Here is a 2816-nt window from a genome sequence, read left to right on the forward strand (position 1 = left end):
TCCAATTCATGGCCACTTAACGCAACGGGCCGTCACACCACGCGACCTTCGCGCAGCCCTGACCGGAGAGCAGGCCGTGCTTGAGGTTGGAGCCCACCGTGATGTTCGCGTACGTCGGCAGGTAGGCGGTCCATACATAGAACACCAGGGCCGGGGCCGCGGTCAGCCCGAACACCTGGAGGGATTCCCTGGGGTGCCGGCGGAGGAACTCGAACATGTCGGCACGACGGGCACCGGCCGGCTCGTCCGCCGTCTGGGTGAGGGTCTCCTTGGCGTGCGTCCGGATCCACATGCCGACCATGGCCGCGACCGAGCCGAGCAGGAAGGGGATCCTCCAGCCCCAGCTGGTCATGTTCTGCGAGTCCAGCGTGCTGGCGAGTAAGGCGCTGATCCCGATCGCCGCCAGGTTGGCCGAGGTCGCACTGATGTAGAAGAAGCTCGAGTACAGGCCCCGACGGCCAGCCGGCGCGGACTCGATGAGAAACGCGCTTCCCGCGGCATACTCGCCCCCCGCGGAGGCACCCTGGATCAGCCGGGCCAGCAGGAGTAGTGCCGGGGCGGCGACCCCGACCTGCTTGTAGGTGGGGGCAAGCCCGATGATGAGACTGCCCAGGCCCATGCCCATAATCGTGGTGCTGAGCGTCCTGCGGCGGCCGATCCGGTCGGCGAGAATCCCGAGGATCAGCGCTCCGACCGGGCGGGCGAAGAATCCGACGGCGAAGATTGCTAAGGTCGACATCAGCGGCACCAGGCTGCCTCCCGGGCTGGCCGGGAAGAACTGCGTGGAGAAGTACACCGCAAGCATCGAGTAGATGTACCAGTCGAACCATTCGACGGCGTTGCCGACGGAGGCGGCCAGGAGCTGCCGATAGTGGTTGGTCCGCTCCCGCAGGCCGGTTGTTGCTGTCATCGAAGCGGTCATGGGTTGCTCCCCTGTTGGGCGGGGCCGAGACCACCAGCTCGGAACGTCGAGCTCTGATGGGCCCGGTAACGGGTACGAATTTCCAACAGGATGTGGTGTGCGACACATCGAAGGCTACGGGTGGGATGCCAACGCGGCGCCCTTCGCTTCGTACGCGGCTACGAAACCGGCGGGGCTGCCGTCTCCGCGTGGAAGGCCCAGGACAGTTCCACCAGGGTGTCGGTGTCGTCCAGGGACCACCCGGTCAGCTCCTCGAACCGGGCTAGCCGGTAGCGCAGCGTGTTGACGTGTACGTGCAGCGCCTCGGCGGTCCGCGGGATGTTACGGCCGTTGGCCAGGTAGCAGCGGAGCGACTCGACGACTTCCTCCCCGAACGCACTGCTGTCCCGGAGCGGCTGGAGGTAGCGGGCCCGCATCAGTGCGGTCACGTCCGCCGCACGCGGCACGGCCACCCGCCAGCCGAGGCTCTCGAGGGTGTGCACGCCCTCGTCGTGGCGCAGTCGGGCCGCGGCCAATACGTCGTTGGCCACCGAGAAGGACGCCGCGACCCGGCCCAGCGGCCCCTCGGGCCCGGCTGCGACCAGCAGCCCCGGGACCGCGGGTGGCGGCCCCGACACGATCCCCACGAGCCGGCCTTGGGAGGGCACCAGGAGCAGGACCATGTTGCTGCGCCGGCACCCCTGGTTGATCAGGTTGAGGGCCTGGTCCAGCTCCGCTTCCGACAAGGTGGCAGTGCACACCGCCCGCAGGCGTGTGTCGCGCCGCACGTGGTAGCGGATGCGCCCCTGCTCAATCTGCGCCGGCGACAGGGTGCCGGCGAGCAGCCCGGCGAGCCATTCGTCCCTGCGCCTTCGGTCCGCCACCGCATGCGACAGGCCGTACGCGCGGTAGGCGCTCGCCGCACGAGCGGAGAACACGTCACTCAGCTTCCACAGCAGCGAGGTGAGGGTGAGCGACTCGGGGTGGTCGACCCCGAACTCCTGGGCGCGATCCACCAGCCGGTCCTGGATGCTCGCTATGCAGATGCGGAAGCCGCCCATGATGTCCTCGATCGGCACGCCCTGCCGGAGCCGTTCCAGCGTTGTGCGCTCGGCCTGCCAGATCTCCGAGCTCGGCGGCACGACGCCCGCCCGCAGGGTGCGGCACGCCAGCACGACGTTGCGGTGGATGCTCGTCACCAGCGCCTCGGTCGGGACCACCTCATAGGCCGGGATCTCGCGCCGGACACGCTTGATCGTGGGATCCACCAGTCCCTCGTCGTGTTCCAGCGCAGCGGTGAGTTCTCGCACACGGTCGTCGGACATCCGCATCATCAGGGGATTATCCTGCCCAGCGGTGTCATCGGCACCCCGGTCCGCGCCCCGACGGCGCGCGTGGCACCCGCGCTTGTCGCGTATGTTCAGGGATCTGTCACCGCTGTTCTATCTCGGATCTTTTGGTGGGTCCAGAATCAAACCCTACCGCTCGCCTAGCCGGCTGTTCCCCGCCGGATCCAGACGATTCCGAAGGCAGGGATCGACGACAACCACCCGAGGAGATGCAGATGACGACACTGGTCAATCCCCTCCAACATTTCGCTCCAACGTACACGGGAGTCGATGATCTTCCGTGGGTTCCGTTCACGCCTTACACGAACGAGGTGGAATTAAAGATCCTTCATGTGGATCTGGTCAAGAGCGAGACGCAAATGCTTCTGCGGGCGCCGGGGGGAGCTTCGCTGGGTGTGCACGACCATTATGGCCGCGTGTTTATCTACACCGTTCGAGGGAAATGGCGGTACGCGGAGCACGCCTGGGTGTCGGGGCCGGGTGACTTCGTGTACGAGGTCGCCAACAGCAGGCACACGTTCATTGTGGAGCCTGACGAGGGCATCGAGGTGTTCATCTCAGATGGG

General features: G+C 66.8%; 3 protein-coding genes. 1 reads left to right on the plus strand and 2 read right to left on the minus strand.

The genetic code is table 11. The features are described 5' to 3' along the window. Positions 1 to 16 precede the first annotated feature (16 nt). Together AC08OX_RS16755 and AC08OX_RS16760 are read right to left on the minus strand one after the other, a co-directional pair. The gene (locus AC08OX_RS16755; protein ID WP_476608676.1) at positions 17 to 922 is read right to left on the minus strand and encodes an MFS transporter; all 906 of its coding nucleotides are present in this window, start codon (positions 920 to 922) and stop codon (positions 17 to 19) included. A 158-nt stretch (positions 923 to 1080) separates the two neighbouring features. Continuing rightward, positions 1081 to 2226: a PucR family transcriptional regulator gene (locus tag AC08OX_RS16760; protein ID WP_476608677.1), complete on the minus strand. Its 1146-nt coding sequence runs from the start codon at positions 2224 to 2226 to the stop codon at positions 1081 to 1083. 239 nt (positions 2227 to 2465) lie between these two features. Here AC08OX_RS16760 and AC08OX_RS16765 point away from each other — a divergent pair. After that, positions 2466 to 2816: 2,4'-dihydroxyacetophenone dioxygenase family protein (locus tag AC08OX_RS16765; RefSeq protein WP_476608678.1), on the plus strand; the 351-nt coding region annotated here is incomplete at its 3' end.

The organism is Frankia sp. CoBUL1 (genome assembly GCF_978021245.1).